The sequence below is a fragment of the Acetobacter sp. DsW_059 genome (genome assembly GCF_002153695.1).
Taxonomy (GTDB): Bacteria; Pseudomonadota; Alphaproteobacteria; order Acetobacterales; family Acetobacteraceae; genus Acetobacter; species Acetobacter thailandicus.
Map to the genome: position 1 here is coordinate 1 of NZ_JOPI01000044.1, position 20,777 is coordinate 20,777.

Annotated in this window: 15 protein-coding genes and 1 tRNA gene; 8 read left to right on the forward strand and 8 right to left on the reverse strand. The window is 49.4% G+C overall.

Features of this window, described 5'->3' with window-relative positions; genetic code table 11:
• The first annotated feature begins 513 nt into the window (after nt 1-513).
• The 5 genes from HK25_RS09725 to nfsB all read left to right on the forward strand — a co-directional run bounded on the left by HK25_RS09725 (nt 514) and on the right by nfsB (nt 5,173).
• Nucleotides 514-804, forward strand: a complete 291-nt coding sequence (locus HK25_RS09725) for a putative quinol monooxygenase (protein WP_086553782.1) — start codon at nt 514-516, stop codon at nt 802-804.
• Between the two features lie 53 nt (nt 805-857).
• Complete coding sequence (locus HK25_RS09730; RefSeq protein ID WP_086636072.1) at nt 858-2,027, forward strand: L-dopachrome tautomerase-related protein; 1,170 nt, start codon at nt 858-860, stop codon at nt 2,025-2,027.
• Nucleotides 2,028-2,162: 135 nt separating this feature from the next.
• The gene (gene galE, locus HK25_RS09735; protein ID WP_086636073.1) at nt 2,163-3,149 is read left to right on the forward strand and encodes a UDP-glucose 4-epimerase GalE; all 987 of its coding nucleotides are present in this window, start codon (nt 2,163-2,165) and stop codon (nt 3,147-3,149) included.
• A 150-nt stretch (nt 3,150-3,299) separates the two neighbouring features.
• The gene (locus tag HK25_RS09740) at nt 3,300-4,475 is read left to right on the forward strand and encodes an MFS transporter (RefSeq protein WP_086553785.1); all 1,176 of its coding nucleotides are present in this window, start codon (nt 3,300-3,302) and stop codon (nt 4,473-4,475) included.
• A gap of 47 nt (nt 4,476-4,522) precedes the next feature.
• Nucleotides 4,523-5,173, forward strand: a complete 651-nt coding sequence (nfsB, locus tag HK25_RS09745; protein ID WP_086636074.1) for an oxygen-insensitive NAD(P)H nitroreductase — start codon at nt 4,523-4,525, stop codon at nt 5,171-5,173.
• Between the two features lie 48 nt (nt 5,174-5,221).
• Here the strand turns inward: nfsB and HK25_RS09750 are convergent, their stop codons facing one another.
• Nucleotides 5,222-7,978 carry a glycosyltransferase gene (locus HK25_RS09750; protein WP_233127788.1) on the reverse strand — a complete coding sequence of 919 codons (2,757 nt, stop codon included), beginning with the start codon at nt 7,976-7,978 and terminating at the stop codon, nt 5,222-5,224.
• 564 nt (nt 7,979-8,542) lie between these two features.
• On the opposite strand from HK25_RS09750, the gene HK25_RS09755 reads away from it, so the two are divergent.
• Both HK25_RS09755 and HK25_RS09760 read left to right on the forward strand, forming a co-directional pair.
• Entirely contained in the window at nt 8,543-9,955 is a 1,413-nt protein-coding gene (locus tag HK25_RS09755) for a calcium-binding protein (protein WP_086636076.1), read from the forward strand.
• A gap of 108 nt (nt 9,956-10,063) precedes the next feature.
• Complete coding sequence (locus HK25_RS09760) at nt 10,064-12,814, forward strand: glycosyltransferase (protein ID WP_086636077.1); 2,751 nt, start codon at nt 10,064-10,066, stop codon at nt 12,812-12,814.
• A 3-nt stretch (nt 12,815-12,817) separates the two neighbouring features.
• On the opposite strand, the gene HK25_RS09765 is transcribed toward HK25_RS09760, so the two are convergent.
• The 4 genes from HK25_RS09765 to HK25_RS09780 form a co-directional block, all read right to left on the reverse strand.
• A complete protein-coding gene (locus HK25_RS09765; RefSeq protein ID WP_086553790.1) occupies nt 12,818-13,078 on the reverse strand; it encodes a hypothetical protein in 261 nt (86 codons plus the stop codon).
• Nucleotides 13,075-14,751, reverse strand: a complete 1,677-nt coding sequence (locus HK25_RS09770; protein WP_233127789.1) for a PepSY domain-containing protein — start codon at nt 14,749-14,751, stop codon at nt 13,075-13,077. The genes HK25_RS09765 and HK25_RS09770 overlap by 4 nt, the downstream gene beginning before the upstream one ends.
• On the reverse strand, nt 14,745-16,961 hold the full coding sequence (locus HK25_RS09775) for a TonB-dependent siderophore receptor (RefSeq protein WP_233127790.1): 2,217 nt from the start codon (nt 16,959-16,961) through the stop codon (nt 14,745-14,747). The genes HK25_RS09770 and HK25_RS09775 overlap by 7 nt, the downstream gene beginning before the upstream one ends.
• A gap of 119 nt (nt 16,962-17,080) precedes the next feature.
• Nucleotides 17,081-17,968 (reverse strand): rhamnan synthesis F family protein, encoded by an 888-nt coding sequence (locus tag HK25_RS09780; protein ID WP_086636078.1) that lies wholly within the window; start codon nt 17,966-17,968, stop codon nt 17,081-17,083.
• Nucleotides 17,969-18,130: 162 nt separating this feature from the next.
• On the opposite strand from HK25_RS09780, the gene HK25_RS09785 reads away from it, so the two are divergent.
• The gene (locus HK25_RS09785) at nt 18,131-18,400 is read left to right on the forward strand and encodes an HU family DNA-binding protein (RefSeq protein ID WP_086553793.1); all 270 of its coding nucleotides are present in this window, start codon (nt 18,131-18,133) and stop codon (nt 18,398-18,400) included.
• 152 nt (nt 18,401-18,552) lie between these two features.
• Here HK25_RS09785 and HK25_RS09790 read toward each other — a convergent pair whose 3' ends face one another.
• The 3 genes from HK25_RS09790 to HK25_RS09800 all read right to left on the reverse strand — a co-directional run bounded on the left by HK25_RS09790 (nt 18,553) and on the right by HK25_RS09800 (nt 20,749).
• Nucleotides 18,553-19,806: an MFS transporter gene (locus tag HK25_RS09790; RefSeq protein WP_212342033.1), complete on the reverse strand. Its 1,254-nt coding sequence runs from the start codon at nt 19,804-19,806 to the stop codon at nt 18,553-18,555.
• A gap of 159 nt (nt 19,807-19,965) precedes the next feature.
• A tRNA-Gln gene (locus tag HK25_RS09795) sits at nt 19,966-20,040 on the reverse strand.
• A 52-nt stretch (nt 20,041-20,092) separates the two neighbouring features.
• Nucleotides 20,093-20,749, reverse strand: coding sequence for a TetR family transcriptional regulator (locus tag HK25_RS09800; RefSeq protein WP_086636079.1), 657 nt, complete (start codon nt 20,747-20,749; stop codon nt 20,093-20,095).
• Between the last annotated feature and the right edge of the window lie 28 nt (nt 20,750-20,777).

A 20,777-nucleotide genomic window follows, 5' to 3' on the forward strand; every position in this document is an offset into this window, starting at 1 on the left:
TGTCCGCAATCCATATCGCTGCAAGCTTCATCTTCTATCTCAAAGAATGAGTCCTGAGCCTAAATGAAAAATATATTTCAGAAAGGTATTTTTATGAAAAATTTATATATAGAAATAACTTTTTGACTATTAATAAAAATCAATGTTTGTGTTGTGTTTATATTGCTTCACAAAAAAAAATCTTCATCAAATCACGCACTCGTTATTTTTTATACAAAACAGATCATAATTTTGTTATTGCAGCGTCAAATTTCTATAATGTGAGCTGCTCGCGTTGTTATTTTTCCCGGAAAAATATGGTCTGTTATCTGAAAGAGGCATTCCTGCAATGCGTATCTTCTGGCGCACCATGTCGGTTATTAAAGTATTTTTTCAGGTATAGTAATGGGTTAAAATTTTTGAAAATTTTTGAAAATTTTTATACAGAAGTAAGATGTGCCGCTGTTTTGTATTCTTTTAGCCGAGGTATTATAGTTCTTCAGTGTCGTTATGAGCTGAGAAGGAAAGTACCTTATGTCACAAATTGATGTTGTTGCACTTGTCAAAGCAAAACCAGGTAAGGGTGCTGCTGTTGCTGCGGCGATGAAGGCATGCATTGTTCCTTCGCGGGCAGAAAGCACAAACCATCTTTATGTGCCGCATCAGGATCTTGATGACCCGGATTCATTTGTTTTTATCGAAAAGTGGGATAGCCGTGAAGCACTTCAGGCCCACCTTGAAACGCCTCATTTTAAAGAGCTTGCACAGACACTTGAGCCACTTCTGGCTGCCCCGATTGATGTGAAGATTCTTCGGCCGCTCTGAAGGCTGATCTTTTCGTTTATGCACAGCAACGAGTTTAAGGTGAGGTTGGACGAATGAAGAAGCACTATCAGGCTCTGCTTGTTGCTGTGAGCATGGCGGCTGTAAGTTCTCAGGCTCTGGCTGCCGCTGATTCTGCCAGTTCGGACACTCATGTGAGCGTTGCGGCAGACACACTGCCTGCAGGGCAGATGGAGATTATTGCCGCTTTGCCTGAGCCTGGTCCTTCAGGTATCGCGGTGACTGAGGGAGGAAGGGTGTTCCTCACTTTTCCCCGTCACGCCACGGATCATGACAAACCTTCGCTGGGAGAGTTGCGTGACGGAAAAATTATTGCCTGGCCTGATGAGAATATAACGCGGGAGACGTCTTTGCCCGTTACGCAGCGGCTGGTGTCGCCTCATGGCCTGACACTGGATACAAAAGGCCGGTTATGGCTGATTGATGACGGAAAAGTTGCTGGTCACCCGATAGAGCCGGGTGCGGCAAAAATTGTTGGATTTGATGTAAAAACAGGTAAAGAGATAGCGAATATCCCTCTTCACGCGCCGGCTATGTTGCCCGACAGTCATATGAATGACCTGCGGGTTGACCTGACACATGGTAAAGCCGGTACCGTTTATATAGCAGATTCTTCTTTCGGAACCTCCCCCGGTCTGGTGATTGTTGATATTGCAACAGGTAAGCAACGGCGTGTGCTGACGCATCATCCGTCTGTTCTGGCAGAACCAGGCTTCGAGGCAGTTCTCGAAGGGCGTGTGCGGCGTTATGACCCGCATCACCCTGGTTTTCCCATCGGAGGCATTGATAGCATTACCCTGAGTAATGATAGCAAAACGCTTTATTACTCCCCTCTTACAAGTCGCAGGTTGTATAGTTTGCCAACTGCTTTGCTGGCTGACTCCGCCGCTACGGATGATAAACTTGCGTCAGCAGTTACTGATCTGGGTGAAAAGGTGATGACAGACGGGCTGGCGACGGATGCCTGGAATCGTATTTATCTGACCGCGGGAGAGCATGATTCGATCATGCGCAGAAGTCCGGATGGACAAATTGACGTTATTGCCCGCGATCCTCGTATTATCTGGCCTGATGGTATTTTTGCGACCAGGACACATGTTTATTATGTACTCGGCCAGTGGAACCGCCTGCCCGGGTTTAATGACGGGCATAATTTACGCAAACCACCTTATCTGATTGCTCGTACACCGATTACACCTCCCTGAAACGGGGGATTACATGCTACGGACTGTTTAATAGTTATTTACAGCATGACTCTGTAAGATCCTGCCTTCGTTTCGTAAGAGGGAGGCGGGGCAGAGGTAAGAGGCATGTTGTTCAATCAGATAAAGGATGAACGGATGCGTTATCTTGTAACCGGTGGTGCTGGTTTTGTTGGCAGTCATGCGGTTCTGGCACTTCTTGATGCTGGCCATGATGTGACGGTGCTCGATAATCTTAGTACCGGCCACCGTCGCGCGTTGCCTGATGATGTTGAGTTCCATCATACTGATCTGCTTGATGCTGATGCGACAGAAAAAGTTGTCTCCAGCCGCTCATGGGCGGGTGTGTTGCATTTTGCGGCTCTTTCTCTGGTCGGGGAAAGTATGACAGATCCTTTGCGTTATTTTCGCCAGAATTATCTTACGGCTTTAAATCTCATTCAGGCTTGTGTGAAAAACGACGTCAGCAAGCTGGTGTTTTCTTCAACAGCAGCTCTTTTTGGCGGGCCTGAACGTTCGGCTCCTATTCCTGAAACAGCAGATGTGCAGCCCGGTTCACCCTATGGTGAAAGCAAATATATGATTGAGCGGGTGCTGCACTGGGCCGGTAATATTTATGGCCTGCACAGTGCCTGCCTGCGTTATTTTAATGCTGCAGGTGCTGACAGTCAGGGGCGTGCGGGGGAAGATCACAGGCCGGAAACTCACCTTATTCCCCTGACAATTGACGCGGCTCTGGGCCGCAGACCGGCACTGAAACTATTTGGTACAGATTATCCGACGCGGGATGGTTCGTGTGTACGTGACTATGTGCATGTGACTGATCTGGCTGATGCTCATCTGCGTGCTCTTGATCAGATTAACGAGCGGAGTGTGGCGTATAATATTGGCAACGGCCAGGGTTACTCTAACCTTGAAGTGATTCAGTCTGTCGAGCGTGTGAGCGGCAGAAAGGTGCCCTGGGAGCCAGCTCCGCGCCGTCAGGGAGATCCGGCGATGCTGGTTGCTGATTCACAGACACTGCGCGAGGAAACTGGCTGGACCCCACGTTTTGCTGAAATTGACCAGATTGTTGAAACGGCATTACGCTGGCGAGTGGCACATCCTGAAGGGTATAATAGTTAATTAAGCTATTGTGCCGCATGCGCTGTTAACTGATTATTATATATTCTCTGAGATTTTATAACGGGCTATGTCATGCTTCAGAGTATGACATAGCCTGCAGAGGCCTGCGTGTCTCTCACCCTCCCAGACAGAGGATTAGAAATATTTTATATGCCTGAAAAACAAATTTCTTCTGCGTTTGCTCTGTTTGCTTTGGCATGTGGAGCTTTTGCTATTGGTGTGACAGAATTCACCCCCATGGGCCTGCTGCCTGTTCTGGCGGCAGGTGTGCATGTCAGTATTCCAACAGCAGGGGGGCTGGTCAGTGCTTACGCTTTTGGGGTTATGGGCGGTGCGCCGGTTATCACATTGCTGCTTGCACGTTACCCGCGTAAATATTCTCTTATCGGGCTGATGTTACTTTATGTTGTAGGCAATCTGACATCTTCTTTCAGTGCAACTTACACACAGCTTCTGCTGGCTCGTGTGCTGACCAGCATGGCTCATGGTGCTTTTTTTGGCCTTGGGGCGGTTGAGGCTGCCAGCCTTGTTCCCGCAAACCGCAGGGCCAGTGCTGTTGCCAGTATGTTCATGGGCCTGACAGTTGCCAACATTTTCGGTGTGCCTGCGGCTACGTGGATGGGGGATACCCTGGGGTGGCGTATGGCATTTGTTGCTATTTCTGTCCTTGGGCTTGTTGCAGCCGCGGCATGTCTGGTTGCCCTGCCTTTTGCGGAGGCCGGTCCACGCCCTGATGCAGCAGCCGAACTTAAAGTGATGACCCGGCCTAATGTGCTGATGGCTCTGGGCGTGACGGTCGTCGGAGCCGGAGCAATGTTTGAGCTTTATACCTATATTGTACCGATGCTTGAACAGATTACTAAAGCAGGGCCTGGGCTTATAACTGTAGCTCTGATGCTGATTGGTGTTGGGTTTAGTATAGGTAATGCTATTGGTGGCCGTGCAGCTGATAAATCACTTGTTGGTACATTGCTGGTGGTGTTCCCTGTTCTTGGTCTGATTATGCTGGCTTTTCCTTTTGCTGCGCGTACGCCTGTCGGTGCACTGGTGGGAGTACTTGTCTGGGGTGTTGCCAGTTTTGCTATGATGCCAGCATTGCAGATGCGCACCATGACAGCAGCGCATGCAGCTCCTGGTCTGGCTTCATCGGTGAATATTGGTGCGTTTAACCTGGGCAATGCTCTGGGTGCAGCGCTGGGCGGGGCTGTACTGTCATGGGGCTATGGCTACAGCATGGTTTCTGCTGCAGGTCTGGGTTTAGGTCTTCTCGGGGCTGTGATGGTATTATTGTCTTATAAGGGACGTCTTGCCCCCGAAGCGTCTTAAATAGCGGCAGAGTCACAACACTTTGTTCAACAAAGGTGAATAGTTTCATGGATCTTATTAAAACTCTTCAGACGCGTTATACTACGAAGTCCTATGACGCCAAACGCCGTATTCCTGATGACATTGCACATCAGCTGTTTGAAGCTTTGCGTTTAAGTCCGTCTTCAGTAAACAGCCAGCCATGGCACTTTATTGTGGCTGATGATGCCGCAGGCAAAGCACGGGTTGCTAAAGCAACGTCAGAGCGTTTTGATTTTAATACGAACAAAATTCTTAATGCCTCTCATGTTGTGGTTTTGTGCTCACGTTCTTCTCTGCCTGCGTCTTATCTTGAGACTGTTCTTGAGCGGGAGCAGGCTGACGGGCGTTATGCTGATAAGGCTGCACGTGAAGCTGTTGCCGGTGGCCGCGCTTTTTTTGTTGGTGTGCATGAGAAAGCAGGTGACGTGCAGACCTGGGCTATGAAGCAGACTTATATAGCACAGGGCTTTTTGCTGCTGTCAGCAGGTTTGCTGGGTGTTGATGCAACCCCTGTTGAAGGTTTTGATGCGGAAATCGTTGATAAAGAGTTTGGCCTGGCAGAAAAAGGGCTGACCGCAACTGTCATCGTTGCTCTGGGCTATCATGCCGAAGCTGACTTTAATGCAAAGCTGCCAAAGTCACGTCTGCCTTATGGAAGCGTTTTCTCAAAGGCATAAGGTTTTTTAGACGAGAGCGTGTAGCGCGCTCTCGTCCGGTTTATCATTTTAGCGGGTTGTCCGGGTTTCTTTCTGCACGAGGCTGATCCACGGGTGGCGTTTTTCAAGTAGTGCAACAATTTTCTTTTTATGCTCAGCCTTCTCAGTCACACCAGTGGTCATTGACCCGGAGTGTACCCGATATTCAGCCAGTATCTGTTTAACATGCGTGCCCTGCAGGCCCATTTCGGCCATTGAACACCAGAGGTCGTAGTCTTCCCAGCCCATAGCATCGCGCTGAACATAATAGCCGCCACAGGCTGCCCAGGCCCATTTGCCAATAAGAGCCATAGCGTCAATGTAATTGCCTGATTTTAGCCGCATGGGGGTGTAGTCAGCTTCTCCCAGTAAGGCGTGTACTGCAGGTGAACCAAACTGTTGCTGTATCGGGTAAGCGTAGGCTGTCACTGGTGTCATGGCTGCCAGAAGTGTTGTGCAGGCTTCGGGTAGCAGGCGATTATCGGCATCAAGTGGTAGAAAATAGTGACTTTCAGCCCAGGAAACACCGCAGTTTCGCGCGCCTCCCAGCCCGACATTGTAAGACGTTTTGAGTAAAATAAGGCGGTTAAAGCGTTCTGAATGGCGCTTCATCCACTCCCTGGTCAGAGTGACGGAGGAATCTGATGAACCATCATCTACAACAATCAGGTCAAGGTTTTCTATAGTCTGAGAGCGGACAGACTCGAGTGCTTCCAGAAGAAAGTCCTCATAGTTGTAGCTGGTGATGATGACCGTTATATCGGATGTGATCAGAGCATCTTTCTCATAAAGTAAAGTACAGGGCGGAATATCAGGCAGGTTGCGGGCAGGGCAGGTGCCACGTGCAAGCTGTATTTCGGCCTCCTGGGTTGCTGCTTCTTCATTTTCCAGGCTGTGAAAAATGCTTTTAAGAAGTTTTGCCTGTTTTTGCGGGCCAAAGTGCCACAGACAACTATGATAGGCATTGCGTGCCAGTGTTGCACGCAGTTCAGCATTTTCGATAAGCTGAGACAGGGCGTCATGCCACTCTTCAGGGGTCTCTGCCAGCATGCCGGTTTTGCCGTGTTCTATGCACTCACGGTAAGGGTGTGTGGGAGAGACGACGGAGGGCACACCTGCCAGTGCAGCCTCAAAAAACTTCAGTTCGCTTTTTGCGTTACAGTAGATATTTTCAGCTTCAAGAGGGGCAATCGCAATGTCAAAGCGTGCCAGTTCAGCTGGCAGATCAGGAAAATCGACGAGATCGCGCCACTCAATCTGGCTGGCTACCCGGCTGAGTTCGGGAAATTCATTGATGATGACGGTTGGGCTGAGTGTATCTTTGTGACGAAAAAGCACCAGGCGCAGATGCGGGATCGTTTTCATCAGTGCGGTAAGAGTTGGTACGATGCGTAAAAAATCCCGCTGATGCGTAGGTGTGCCAGCGGGGTATCCGACACGAATGATGTCTGTTTCAGCAAAAGCACGTTTTTTGCGCGCTGCCAGCCGGCTTAGTGTCAGTGCTGCTGTGTCGTAGGTGTTAGGTACCGTATAGCCCAGCGGACGATGTGCGCGCATCAGCTGACTTAGAAAGTTTGTCGGTGCAAAGCATAGGTCAGCGTTAACCATGGTGCGCCAGTTGTCGTGAAAGAAAACTTCCAGTCGCTCTTCTGAGACGCCAATGGTGCGGATGCCATCTATAATATCGGTACGGGCCAGAGAAGGCATAAAGGTGATGTCATCAGTGTCAAATATAATTTTAACATTATACTCGTGTGCGACCTGAATAATAGTTTTTACGTGGTCGCTGAATTCAACCCGCCATAAAACAATCGCATCAGCCCACTTCAGATCATCCGGGTTAACCTCGGCGCATGGTTTCCAGCGGCCCTGGTATCCGGCCATCGTTGTCGCTGCTGCATTACGTATGCAGCGATACCATACACCTGGAGAATCCGGCTCTCCGGCAATAAATAAAATATGCGAGCACGGATGATGAGCCGCAGCCGTATGATGTGATGCACGGGTTTCGGTTTGCTCGAGCTCCGGGGTTTCGGCCTGATATGATGATTTCAGGGCTGGGGAGCGGAGAGGAAGAAGGAGTTTGCGAACGGCCCTTGAGAGTGGGTTGATTTTTGTTTTTTCGTTTATGCGATGAGCTGATAATATTTCAGGTCTGTTTTCTTCTTTTTTAATTGATTCTTTGTGTGTTGATAGTTTTTTTATAATTTCTTCATTTTCATTTATAAGTATTTTATTTTTAATTTCAATCTCTTTATTGTAATTTTCTATTTCTGTTAATTTATTCTCTATTAATTTATTTTTCCAGTAATCTGAAAAAAAATAGCATTTATTTGTAAATGAAATTTTATTTTTACGTTCTTCGTCTGTGAGTGAGTTTTCGTTCTTAAAAAGAAGAGTTTTGCTCAGAATACACGATGTTCTGGTAAGCAGGCCGAGTCCTTTGCCATAGTCATAGGTAAAGGAGGGGAATAAGTGCTTAAGTAAATGCCATGTTTCCGACACACCAGGTAAGGTTATTCCCTCAATTATAATAAGTGCATCATCAGTCAGTGTATTAACCCAGTTTAAGAATGCTGCCGGAGAGAGCTGACCATGCACTCCACAGAAATAGACAGGGCGGCGTAGTTCGGGAGAGTGTTCGTACGATGTCCACTCCTTTATATACAGAGGGTTATTTCTGGCCTGTGTTGTGCTGCGAAGAGTTTCTTTGCTTGTTTCGTCTGTATGGATGAGAACCAGATTCTCAGGTTGAGCAGCATCAAGAATCCAATGAATTAATGGCAAAAAAACAGCACTGTCATCATGTCCGGGTACCAGGTTCACATGTAAAAAAAAAGAATTAAAACTAGTGTTGCTTATATCTGACAGCATATTGTTTGCCTGGGTGGAAAGATCCTGCATTGGGTAAAAGATGCACCTGATTGGTTAATAGAGTTTGTAATTAGTGGGTTTTTTCGCTGGTTAGTAAAGTGCATGACATATAATTAATAATTTGTTTATAAAAAATAAAAAATAAAAAATGATAAAAATAAGCTTTTCATATGTTTTTTTGGTTTTTTATAGAGGTTATCCTGTAATGAATAGAGGTTTTACGAGAGTATTAGAGAGATTTGTTTGGATTTTTTTTATGTAAAGAAAAAGCAATCATTATATTTTTTTGGCTTGATTTTCTTTGTGACGATGTTCATATTTCATGAAACGATTTTAAATTTCTTATTAATGCTTGCTTTTTGTTTTTTGCTTGTTCTACAAGCGGGCAAGATATAAATTAACCAGAGTCATAGCTTGTGGGATTTCGAAGTCTCCTTAGTTTCTGTGACATGATGCTTTGAGAGTGAGGGTAAACATATGGCGATTATCACCGTTACCGGTGCGTCAGGAAGCAGTGTTCAGGTTACCGTTGATGGTTCTCAGCAGTCATCACTTGTTCAGCACGCTTCGAGTGTGGCTGCGCAGTTAAGTGGCGATCTTGCAAACCTTGATATACGCGATCTGACCTCCGGTTCTGATAGTTTTAGCAATCAGCGAGGGTACGGCGTCATTACGGCTGCCGGCTCTTATCAGGTCAGTGGTAATGCTTCCTGGCTGACCGTCGGTGGTATCAGCGATACCCTGGCAGGTGCTGTTTCAGTCGATGCCACGGGCGTGACCAATGCCCTGACCGTTCTTGGCGGAGCCGGGGGGATTAATTTCACCGCTGGGTCTCAGGGGGGGCAGTTTACCGGCGGTGCGGGCGATAATACCTTTAATGGTAACTCTTCTGGCGGTAACTGGGATATCAGAACAGGTGACGGTAACGATACCATCAACTCTGGTAATGGCGATAACACCATCAATGCTGGTGGCGGTGCGAACCAGATTATCCTGGGCAGCGGCGTAAACAGTGTTATCTCTGAAGGTCAGGATACGATTACAGCGTCTTCCGGCACACAGAGCATTACGCTGAACGGTGCAAGTTCTACCGTTGATGTTGGTGATAATTCGCTGGTTACCAGCAATGCGCCACTGGGAGGCCAGAACATTACTGTTGGCAGCAACAGTACAGTTTATGGCAGCAACAGCACCATCTCTGGTGCAAAAGGCGACACGATCAGCCTTTCTGGTTCAACCGGTACTGTTTTCGGTGGTAATCAGGGTACAATTGGTGCTGGTCAGGGTAACTTCGTTGTTAGCCAGGCTGACAACGCGAATGTCAACATCGCTGGTGACCTGACATTCCGTGGCGGTACGGGCGAAACGACGATCTCTGCTGGTAAGAGCACGGTCTTTGGTGCCGATGGTCTTGATGTTACCATGGATGCGACCTCAGCAAGCTCGCTGTTTGTTGCTACCGTAGGTAACGAAACACTGAATGCTGCATCTTCAGTATTTGGTATCCATGCCTTTGGTGCTGATTCTGGCACAACGCAGCAGACTATGATCGGTGGTACCGGTGCTGATACGCTTGTAGCAGGCACAGGTAATGCGACACTGACCGGTGGTTCTGGTGCAGCTAACGTATTTGGTTTCCGTAATGGTGTGGCTGGTGCCGACTATACGATTACCGATTTCGGTAGTGCTGCTGGTAACCAGGTCCTGCTGGTTGATTATGATAAATACTATGGTGGCAGCAACTCTTCTGCTTTCCAGAAAGTACTGGATAACGCTGAGCACAGCACAAAAAATGGTGTTGCAAGCACGACCATTACGCTGGCTGATAACAGCAAAATTACGTTTGATGGCGTCAGCTCTCTGACAGCAAAAGACTTCACAGGTTTCTGATCTCTGATCATTTCCTTTTTGTTGATCTTTTAAGAAGCCGGGTTTTTTACCCGGCTTTTTTTTTGACAAGTGCGTTAAGTTCTCCAGCAGCATAAAAGAGAACAGAGTATGAATGATCCAGAGAAAATACCCGCTGATGAGAAAGAGGAGCTTGCAGCGCTTGTTGAGAGCTATCGGGCTGGTAGTGCTTTACAAGGCCTGCGCGAGGCGGAGCTGCGTCAGCGTTTTGCAGAAACTGAAGCTCTTCTTACGGCTCAGCAGCAGACCCTGTCCTGGAAAATAACTTTTCCTTTACGCGCAGTCAGGCATATTTCGCGCGGGTATTTGCCGAGTGGACATAAAATATCTGATGTCAGAGCTAAAATTCAGGATGTTTATCGTAAAGATGGTGCCCGTGGTGTTTTGCATAAAATAACGCCTCATCTTCAGCGCTCAGCGCAGTCATTTCTGGGCAGAGGAGGCAGAAATGCAGCGCCAAAAGCTGAGACAATTAGCCAGGTGGCAGACCGGATTCTGCTTCCCGTAAAGCAGGATGTGCTGCAAGGGTTTCGGCCCTCTTTTTTGATTATTGCAGAGCTGAGTTTGCGGCAGTGTGCCAAATATCGCGTGTGGCAAAAGAAAGAAGAGCTTGAAGCTCTCGGCTGGCATGTAGCTGTTTTTGACTGGCGTAAAAATCAGGAGATTCTGTCAGCTCTTCAGAGCTGTACGAATGTTATTTTTTACAGAGTGCCGGCATTTGAAGCCGTTCTTTCACTTTTTGCAGAGGTCAAACGTCTCAACCTTCCTTCATGGTGGGATGTAGATGACCTGATTTTTTCTGAAGAGCATTATAAGAATAATAAAAATCTTGATCATCTGACACAACATGAACGCCAGGTCGTGATGAATGGTGTGTCGCTCTATCGTAATTGCATGATGGCCTGCGATCAGGCCATTGCTTCGACTCGGGTTCTTGCACAGTTAATGCGTGAGGCAGGGGTCGAGCGTGTCAGCGTTATTGAAAATGCTCTTGACCGACAAACTCTTGATATTGCTGATCAGCTCAGAGCTGAAAGAGAGACTTTAAAGCAGTCACGCCATAAGGAAGAGGTCCGGATTGTTTATGGTTCAGGCACAAAAACGCATGATGCTGATTTTCGTGTTGCGGCAGCTGGCATTGTCGGAGCTATGCAGGTTGATCCCAGGCTGACACTGCATATTATGGGCGACCTGACTTTGCCGCCTGAATGTGATGCAGTAAAGGACCGTATTTTCAGGCATACAGGGCGCGACTACATAGCATATATGCGCTTTTTATTTGATGCCGATATAACGATTGCTCCACTTGATTCATCAGTTTTCAACGACTGTAAAAGTAATATTAAATTTCTTGAGGCCGCTGTTCTTGAAGTGCCTGCAGTCTGCTCTCCTTCTGATACGTTTGCGCAGGTTGTCCGGCACGGTCAGAATGGTTTCCTGGCTTCAACACCGGCAGAGTGGTCTGCTTTTTTACTGGCTCTGGCGGGAGACGCAGCTCTTCGTGGGCAGATTGGTCAGGCAGCCCGGCAGTACGCACTGGAGCACTATCACCCTGTTAACGTGGTGAAAGATCAGGTTGTACCAGTCTTTGGCTATCCGCCGGTGCAGGCCAGAACAGACTTATCAGTTATGGCGGTGAATATTTATTTTGATCCGCGTTCTTTTGGCGGAGCAACGTTTATTGCAGAGCAGATGGTAAAGCATCTGCGGGTGCGTGACATCACTGTGAGTGTATTTACGTCATGCCCTGACCTGGCTGGGCGTGAAGGCGGTGTTGTACGTTATCAGGCGGCAGGCAGCCCGGTTATGAGCGTACCGGTGCCCGATGATTTTGAAAAAATTGTCGGGCTTGATAACCCGCATGCGACGGAGGCCTTCAGGTACTGGTTACAGACCATGAAGCCTGACATTGTGCATTTTCATGCCATTCAGCGTCTTGGTGTCGGCCTGACGCGTGCCTGTGTTGAAGAAGGTGTTCCTTACGTTATTACGCTGCATGATTCCTGGTGGCTTTGTGATCGCCAGTTTATGGTGACTGAAAAAGGGCAGTTCTGTTTTCAGGAGAAGATAGACCTGCAGGTTTGCCAGAACTGTGAAATCGAAGCGTCGCATCTGCAAAGTCGTGCTGCTTTGATGAGGAGCGCTCTTGATAGTGCAGCACTCCTGCTTACGCCGGGAGAAACGCACCGGCAGCTGTTTCTGGCCAATGGTATTGCAGCTGATAAAGTGGTGGTGAACCCCAATGGCTTTACCTGGCCTGAACAGCCAAGAACCCCTCGTAAAAAGGGTACAGCTCTGCGTTTTGGTTATGTTGGCGGGGCTGAAGACCTGAAAGGTTATACTCTGATTCGCCAGGCTTTCGAGCAGCTTAACATGTCAGACTGGGTGCTGTATGTTGTTGATAATAAGCTCAGCCTTGGTATTCAGTCAGTATATGCTGAGACATGGAAGGTAAAAGGGCAGGTTGTTACTGTTCCGTCTTACACGCAGACAACCATGGATGCATTTTATGACAGCATTGATGTGCTTCTTTTCCCTTCTCAGTGTAAAGAAAGTTATGGGCTGTCAGTGCGTGAGGCTCTTGCGCGGGATGTATGGGTGGTTACGACCACACCAGGCGGTCAGGCTGAAGCCATTACTGAGGGTGAAAACGGTAATATGATACCGATCGGAGCTGGTCCCGAGGCTTTAGCTGCAGTGGTGAGAGAGCTTCTGAATACGTCAGAACGGTTTGATGACTATACTAATCCGTTTAAAGATGACCTGGTAACGTTTGAACAGCAGGCGCATCAGCTTGAAGCACTTTTGCGGCAGGTTGTTATGGGTATAAGGCGGCAATAGCCTTCAGGTTTTGAGGTGCTGGTGGCTGCCGCGTAAAGCTGCGATTGCCACCACGCACAGGCCTGCCATTTCAGCCCATGTCACAAGTGCTGCCAGTGCGGAGTGATAGTGACTGAGCAGGCAGCAAAATGAAAAAAACAGACAGAGTATGCTGATGCTTCGCAGTTGAAAGCGGTGTTTTAACATATCAGCCCGCCTGGTAATAAAGGCAGGCAGGCAGAGCCCTGCTCCGGTACTGAGCAGAGAGAGTAAAATTACGCTCACAGGGTACGGCCTTTACGCAGTATGGCTGCAATAAAGGCTGCGGCCAGAGTGAGTGAGACGAGTATAAAGCTGGTTCCGATTGCGCCGGGTACTGTCATGCTGAGTATAGCGATAGTCAGTAGTATTATGCTCATCAGCCCACATAATAAGCGCCAGGAGAGGCGTGCTGGCAGACATGCACATATAAAAACCAGCACAGCCCACAGAATAAACATGCTTTGTACTTCATATTCTGCACGGCTGGCCCATGAAACAGGAAGAAGTCTGTTAATAATAAAATAGCTGCTCAGGGCAACAGGTCCGCCTGTAATGATGGCGGGGTTGAGCCGTGCGATGATCGTGTACATACCCCCCTGCCGTTTAGGATGGCTGATCCAAAGACAGAGCCCGCTGGCGATAACAACAGCCAGCAACAGGCCGGAGAGGAAGTAGAGCCAGCGGGTAAAGGTATCAGCAAAATGCGCAACATGAAGGCCGTAAAGTACGGAAAAAAGAGAGATCACTGAGCGGTGCTCGTGCGTATCAGAAAGAACTTCACCGCTCTTACCTTCGATACGCAACACGTGAGAGTTATTGCCAATGCTACCCTGGTCATCACCTGAAAAAACTATTAGCGAGGCGCTGTCCATCGGGTTGTAAATATAAATCTGGGCAGGCGTAAAATCAGGATTATTCTGCCTGAGTTTTTGCATTAACGGGGCAATGGCCGTTAGCCTGGCTGGCACGCCGGTTAATGGTAAGGGCGCACTGCCTGGCTGGAGTTCACCTGCAAAGCTGTTGATATCATTATGATAAATGGTTTGCACGCTCCACGGAAACAGCAGTGTGGCAAGTGTCACTGCACCTGAAAGAGCGATAACCAGGTGGAACGGCAGGGCGGCGACGCCTCCGACATTATGAGCATCCAGCCAGCTTCGTCTGCCTTTGGCGGGGCGAAAGGTAAAAAAATCAATAAAGATGCGCCGGTGTATAATAACGCCGCTTAGCAGAGTCAGAACGAGGGCTAAGGCGGCTATAGCGGCAAGCAGGCGCCCCCAGGGGTAGGGGAGCTGAAGTTCAAAGTGAAAGCGATAGAAAAAATCGCCGCCCAGCGTATCACGAATAACATCCGGTGCGCCGGTCAGAGGGTCGAGAGCGCGTTGCATAAAAGTGCCATCGGGTGCCTGCCATACAGCCCAGACAAAAGGGGCGCGTAGTCCATCAGGGCCAGGGAAGAGCGTAAGATACCAGGCTGATGATGTAGCTGCGTGTGCAGAAAGCCAGTTAACAGCGGTTTGTAAGGCCTGTGCAGGTGTAGCGATGCGCCCTTGCAGTTCTGGGCGCATCCATATCCCTGTTTCAGGTCGGAAAACGCTGAGCGTGCCAGAGAGCACGATAATGTAGATGATCCAGCCTGTAACAATGCCAGCCCAGTTGTGCAGCCATGCCATAGCTTTACGAAATGGTACGTGGCCAGCCGGGCCATAGCAAAAAAATCCAGCCATAACAGTCACAGGCCACAATACCAGCGAGCTCATTGTTCCGATGAGTGCCCGGTCAGCTCTGTGCAGCGGCAGAGCCCAGGCCAGAACAGCCCCCCCAAGGGCTGCCAGTGCATAGCCTGTGAGTAAAATCCCAAAACTGCGGAGCACAGCCTTAAGGCGCGCACCGCTGGATAATGGGTGTTTTACCATGAAAAGCCGATACTGGCCTGCGCATTACGGCGTTCGCCATAGTAGCAGAATGCCTGACCGTATGACGCATAAGCGAGACAGTTTGAAACATAATGTTTGTCAAACAGGTTGCGCACACTGGCTGAGGCAGTCCACCCCCGCAGGGACGGAGACAGGTTTGACAGATCATAGCGTAACGAGCCGTCAAACAGAGCATATTGCGGCACCCAGACACTCCCGTAATCAGCTTGTCCACCGTAAGCTTTGGCAGTGTATCGCATCCCACCGCCAAAGCCGAACCCTTTAAGCGGGCCTGATGGCATGGTGTAGAATGCAAACAGAGAGGCATTGCCTTTGCCAGACTGAATAAGGGGTTTACCTGTCGAGTCGTCATGCACGTGCTGAACGCTCACAGCGGCCTCGAGCATCAGATTTTTATAGACATCAGCATGGGCTTCAAACTCAAAGCCATCTGAGTGTACTTTGCCACTTTCAATGCCGTAAGGCAGATTGCCGACAGCAACAAGGACATTGGACTGCTCGATATGGAACCCCGCAGCTGTCAGCAGAATGGGTGTGCCGGGGATCTGGTATTTCACACCACCTTCAAGCTGTTTGCCCAGTGTTGGGTTGGCCTGGCTCAGGGTTTTGCCACCGTCTTTTGAGGTAAAGCCTGACTGTGGCTGGAAAGAGGTTGAGTAGCTGATATAAGGGGCTAGGCCAAATTTGAAATGGTAAAGGGCAGAAGCACGCCAGGTAATTTGTGAAGGGTTTTGTCTGGTGTCTGAACCGGCAAGATATTCTTTCTGATCAGAGCGGTACCAGTCATTCCGCAGGCTGCCATTCAGCACCAGCCCGCGCCAGCGAATCTCATCCTGTGCGTATATTCCTATCTGGTGCGAGTTTGTCAGGTAGCGTGCACCCACCGTCTGAGCCGGAAATGCCATATGATAATCAGGGTGCAGAGCGTTGAGTGAGGGTGCATCACCCTGCGTGTAGGTTTCGGTGGCGCGCTGCCACATGTAGTCAAAGCCTGTCATAAGGGTGTGCTTAAGCGGGCCGGTGCGTACATGTCCTTTAAACTGGCTGTCATAGGCCATATTATAGGTGTGTTCTTTGGTACCATAGGCATAGCGGGGCAGGGTGTAACCGTCGGCTTCCCAGTATCCGGCATCGTATGTACTGCGGTTGATTACACGGATATCGTCATAGCGCCCGCGTGAGGAAAAACTCCAGTCATCGTTAAAGCGATGATTGAAGAAATAGGAAAATGCGCCCTGACGGCGATTGAATTTTTCGAATGAAACATCGCCATCATAAAAATTACGAGGCAGATAGCCAAATGAGGCGCGTTTGAGTGAACCAACCAGAGGCACACCACCATAGGTGCCGCCTTCAGGGTCATACTGATAGTTCCCCAGAATGGTGAGTGTTGTTGGTCCGTTACCACCAAATGTAAAGGTCGGGCTTATAGAAAAACGGCGGCTGCCTGTGCGGGCCAGCTGCGTGTGCTGACCATTGGCTGTGCCGTAAAGGCGCCAGCGCACTGAGCCGTCATTATTTGCATAACCACCGACATCACTATCAACACGATAAAGGTCAAACATGCCGCCGGTTGCCGTGACATTGCCGTAAGAGCGCTGGTCAGTCGCAAGTTTGCTGGAGAGTGCGGCAAGTCCGCCCGGGCTTGACTGACCATAGAGTGCTGATGCCGGCCCTTTGAGCATTTCAATACGGTCAAGGCGTGAGGTATCTGTCTGGGCAACCGCGTAGCCTGTCGGGCTGTCCTGCACTTTCAGGCCATCAAGAAAGGTGGGGACTGTAAAGCCGCGCAGCAAAAACTGGTCATAGCGGGTACCAATGCCACCGCGCAGGTCAGGGGTTATGCCCGCAGCATAGCGCACGGCCTGATTCAGGCTCAGAACACCGCGTATATCCATCTCGTTACGTGTGATGACTGTGATTGACTGAGCCGTATCAATCAGTGGGGTATCACTCTTTGTTGCTGATGAGGCAACAACAGAGGCGCGTCGTCCCTTAACCGTCAGCTGTTCAGACGTGGCGGCCTGAGTATGCTGTGCTTTTGCGGCCTGCGTTGTGATGCGGTGTGGGTGCTTTTTGACGTGATCTGTTGTTGAGCTGCCGGCTGACTGGCTGGCTAAAGACGGAGTCGTCGATGCCAGAAAGCCAAGTGTCAGAAACATAGAGCTGTGACGAATGCCTCTGTGCATCGAAGTGGATTTCCCTGCCTGATAAAGTAAAGACAGGCGGAGATAGCGCTAATGAGAATGATTCTCAATATTAATAATTAATAATTTTTTTTCATGTGTGACGGGTTTGAACGGGTGTTTTAAAAACGAGGGCGATAGCGGTCAGCTTCAGACAGCATTGTGTAAAGCAGACGGCCTTTTCGGTTTGATCGGGTACGAGTCGTACGGGGTGGGGTGCCTGCAAGATATGCGTCGATCCACGCAGGGTTGAAACCATTGCCCGGCAGTATCTCGCGTCGCCAGTCAGACAGGGCCGGAATATGATAAGGGTTATCTCTGAGGAGCTCCTGCTTTATAAAAGGCACCAGTCCTGAGCGTAAAAAAGAACGCCAGCGCGCATGGGCCGGGTTAGCAGGAAAAAAACGGGCTAATGGCGCCCTGAGGTCGCTCCATAACGCATCGGGTGTGAAGCCACTATCGGTAAGGGCGACAGAAAGCCCCAGTTCGCCGTGCCAGATAATTTCTGAGCGGGACATGTTCTCAAATGGCAGATGAAAAATCCGTTTTACTGCAGGCGCCTGCCATGCCTGTTGAGAGAGGCCGACAAACCATGACTGAAGGTGTGGCGTAACAGCGCGTGAGGCGACGAGGCCCCATGCGGGTTTTTGTGAGGCTTTGAATTTTTGTAAAAGAGGAAGCAGCGGTGCAAAGGGCCCGAAAACACTGTCGTTAGCCAGCACAATAAAAGGCACATTATGTGTGGGTATATGGTTTCGCAGATAGCACCATGCGCCAAAATCAAGGCCTTTATTGGGTCTGGTATAGGTCTGTATTCTGTTTTCTGTGCAAAAGGTCAGGCTGTCAGCAGTAATATGCTCTGTGCCGGAAAAACAGACATGCAGCGTTAAACCACACTCCAGCAGGTTTCTGAGATAAAATTTTGTGTAGTCAGGAAGAGCGCCACCGGGGGTATAAGCGGCAAAAAAACAGAGTGATCCCGGAGGGAGAGGAGGGGGGTAGCATACCATTCTTCACTGTCTTTTCTGGTTTCTGATAAGATATTTTTCGTGCTGTTTTCAATGAAGTTATATTTTTTCTGAAAATATGACTACAAGCATAGCGAGAAGTCGGGTAGCATAAGCTATAATTACCAATAAGATAATTTTATCTGTAAGGGAGATATTGTCTCAATGAGCAAAGCATTTATTGCGGCTGTCATTCAGGATTCGATCAATTGCACCGGCGTTGCGGCCAATCAGGCGGCTAACGATCTGCTAGACGCTATTATTGAAGAACTTAAAAATGAAGGTGGGTTTACTCTGCCGTCTTTTGGGACTTTTACAGTGCGTAAGACCAAGGCGCGTAAGGCTCTTAACCCACGCACAGGTGAGCAGGTTAAAGTAAAAGCTGGTAAGACCGTGCGCTTTAAGGCCAGCCCGAACCTTAAAAAAGTTGTATAATACCCTGATCGCAGAGCAGAAAAACTGTTGGCACTGTATTCGGTTTTTCTCCTGATCCGGGTGTAACCTGCAGGTAAAACTCTCTGAAAGCGGAGTATATTTCGTGTGTTCTTTTCGAAATATACTCCGTTATTTTTCTTAATTGTTTAGAATTACGTCGCCTTTCTGAGTTCCTGAGGGGTGATGTCATCCAGCCTGTCGAGTTTTCTCAGGCCAGGGAAGAGTGCCATCCATATTGCTGTGATGGCGAGTGTACCAATGCCGCCAATGACGACAGCAGGTACAGCGCCGACCGCACTTGCCAGCATACCGCTTTCAAATTCCCCCAGCTGATTTGATGAGCCGATAAACAGCATGTTTACGGCTGATACCCGCCCGCGCATTTCGTCAGGTGTGCCAAGTTGTACCAGTGAGCTGCGTACCATGACGCTGATGACGTCAGCACCTCCCAGAACTGCGAGTGCAAGCACAGAGAGGGGGATGGACTTCGAGAATCCGAAGAGAATCGTAGCGACACCGAAAACAGCAACAGAGAAAAACATCCATAATCCTGAGTTGTGTCCCATGGGCCGGCGGGCCAGTACAGCAGCAACCAGTAAGGCCCCTATGGCCGGAGCAGCTCTGAGCAGTCCCAGTCCCCATGGGCCGGCATGCAAAATGTCAGTTGCATACAGAGGCAACATAGCTGTGGCCCCTCCCAACAGGACAGCAAACAGATCGAGTGACAGTGCGCCCAGCATGGTCGGGTTTTGCCTGAGGAAGATAATACCGCCAAAAACAGCGGCCAGGCTAACGGGCTGCCGCGGGCGTGAAGGGAAGCTGAGCTTCATGAGTAAAGTAGAGAGAGCCGCTATGCCAAAGCCGATGGCACATAGCGCATAGCATGGCGTTGGCCCCAGGCCGTAAAGCAAGCCTCCGATCGAGGGGCCGGCAATACAGGCAACCTGAAACAGGGAGGATGAGAGTGCTGTTGCGCGAGGAAAGGCCGATACCGGCACGATAGCGGGTATAAAAGTTTGCTGAGCTGGCATTTCAAAGGCGCGGCACATGCCAAAAAGTGCCACCAGCCCGTATATCATGACAGGGGTGACAACGTTTTGAAATGAGGCCAGAGCCATGAATAAAGCGGCCATAGCCTCTGTTATCTGGCAGATGATGACAATGCGACGCCGGTTGTACTGGTCAGCTGCATGGCCTGCCGGAAAGATAAAAGTGACCATGGGCAAAAACTGCGCCAGCCCTACAAAACCAAGGGCAGAGGCCTCGTGTGTAAGAGCGTAAATCTGCCATCCGACGGCGACAGCCTGCACCTGAGAGGAAAAAGCAGAGAGGGTGCGGGCCATAAGGGCTGCTTTCAGTCCCTTGAATGACAGGAGAGGGGCTTTAGCCGCAGGGTGGGAGGTCATAAAGGCAACATTCATAGCAGTACAGGCGTAACGGCAACGCGCTGCATCGTGAAAACATATAAGATGTGATTTTTTTACGCGCAGGTCAGCGCAGTGCATGGGAGAATAAAAGCTCTCTCATACAAAAGGTCAAATATCATCGTCGTGATACTGGAAAGATGGCTGGGGCGGGAGGATTCGAACCTCCGCATGGCGGAATCAAAATCCGCTGCCTTACCGCTTGGCTACGCCCCATTGGTGCCGTGGTGTGCCCTTTTAAGACAAACCAGGGCGTTTCGTAAAGATGTCAGTAGTCAGGTTTTTCATTAAAAGAGATATTTTCTGGTTCAGGCAGACCTGATGTCATAAAGTCAGAGCCATGTGAGAGGTCATCATCCGGTGCGGCATCACCTGCAAACAGCTTAAAACGAGCGGCTTTATCAAGTGCCTGATCAAGAGCTGCCATGGTACGGCTCATATCCTCACTGTCGTCTTTTTCCCATACGCGCAGCGTGTGCGTCCATATCCCGATAACAATGTTCGTGTTCACAAACCCTTTGATACCGGTGACAGGAATGCCGGCGGCATCAGTCATCCAGCGCATGCTTTCAAACGTTGCGCCACTCAGGAGGAGTGTCAGTGCCGGGTCAGTCGGCAGGGCATGTAAAACGGCCCGCACACCATCCCGATAGATCTGAAAGACATCGAAACGGCGCATGAGCAGATCAAACAGTCGCTCTCTGGCTGGGCTGGTGTCGTTGTTATCAGCCAGTGCAGAATCATCAGCCAGCCGGCCAAGGCGCAGCAGCAGTGAGCTGCGTAGTGGAAAGCGTGTGCGTGTTTCAGAAAATGAAAGCTCAGCCTTACGGGCTGCATCGAGCAATGAGACAGAAGCCCAGCCTTTCTCAGCAGCCAGTGCCATAGCGGCGTTCAGGAGGGTCGTGTCAAAATCGTCGGTATCCATCAGAAAGACCTGTCAGATCAAAAATGAA

Bases quoted from the DNA above. Each gene is read 5' to 3' on its own strand.
- HK25_RS09725 (WP_086553782.1), top strand. From the start codon at position 514: ATGTCACAAATTGATGTTGTTGCACTTGTCAAAGCAAAACCAGGTAAG.
- HK25_RS09730 (WP_086636072.1), top strand. From the start codon at position 858: ATGAAGAAGCACTATCAGGCTCTGCTTGTTGCTGTGAGCATGGCGGCT.
- galE (WP_086636073.1), top strand. From the start codon at position 2,163: ATGCGTTATCTTGTAACCGGTGGTGCTGGTTTTGTTGGCAGTCATGCG.
- HK25_RS09740 (WP_086553785.1), top strand. From the start codon at position 3,300: ATGCCTGAAAAACAAATTTCTTCTGCGTTTGCTCTGTTTGCTTTGGCA.
- nfsB (WP_086636074.1), top strand. From the start codon at position 4,523: ATGGATCTTATTAAAACTCTTCAGACGCGTTATACTACGAAGTCCTAT.
- HK25_RS09755 (WP_086636076.1), top strand. From the start codon at position 8,543: ATGGCGATTATCACCGTTACCGGTGCGTCAGGAAGCAGTGTTCAGGTT.
- HK25_RS09760 (WP_086636077.1), top strand. From the start codon at position 10,064: ATGAATGATCCAGAGAAAATACCCGCTGATGAGAAAGAGGAGCTTGCA.
- HK25_RS09770 (WP_233127789.1), bottom strand. From the start codon at position 14,751: ATGGTAAAACACCCATTATCCAGCGGTGCGCGCCTTAAGGCTGTGCTC.
- HK25_RS09775 (WP_233127790.1), bottom strand. From the start codon at position 16,961: ATGCACAGAGGCATTCGTCACAGCTCTATGTTTCTGACACTTGGCTTT.
- HK25_RS09780 (WP_086636078.1), bottom strand. From the start codon at position 17,968: ATGGTATGCTACCCCCCTCCTCTCCCTCCGGGATCACTCTGTTTTTTT.
- HK25_RS09785 (WP_086553793.1), top strand. From the start codon at position 18,131: ATGAGCAAAGCATTTATTGCGGCTGTCATTCAGGATTCGATCAATTGC.
- HK25_RS09790 (WP_212342033.1), bottom strand. From the start codon at position 19,806: ATGACCTCCCACCCTGCGGCTAAAGCCCCTCTCCTGTCATTCAAGGGA.
- HK25_RS09800 (WP_086636079.1), bottom strand. From the start codon at position 20,749: ATGGATACCGACGATTTTGACACGACCCTCCTGAACGCCGCTATGGCA.